Genomic DNA, 281 nt, shown 5'->3' with positions numbered 1-281 from the left:
CAGGAACCCCGGGATCAACAGCCGCGAACCGTCGTGATCGGATTCTACCTCGACGCGCCAGATCGGGGACGGGTGACGGCTGACCAGCGAGATCCCGGTGGAGGCCTCGGCCTGCATGTTCGCGTGGGCGGTCCGGTAGATCTCGTCGTCAGGACGGCCCCACCGCTGCACGTCGACCCGCCGCAGGAACGCGATCGCGTGATCGTGGCGGATCACCAGGTGTTCGCGCAGGCAGGGGAGCACCTCGCGACAGGCCGGCTCCAGCCCCGGATCCCCGCGCG

1 protein-coding gene is annotated in these 281 nt (G+C 70.1%); it reads right to left on the bottom strand.

The features are described from left to right. Positions 1-281: hypothetical protein (locus tag SAZ04_RS21855; RefSeq protein ID WP_332699632.1), on the bottom strand; the 281-nt coding region annotated here is incomplete at both ends.

Origin of the sequence: Halalkalibacter lacteus, assembly GCF_036663595.1 — a bacterium.
Lineage (GTDB): Bacteria > Bacillota > Bacilli > Bacillales > Bacillaceae_D > Halalkalibacter > Halalkalibacter lacteus.
Note: the sequence above shows the minus strand (reverse complement) of the source record. Positions and strands in the feature narration are given on the sequence as shown.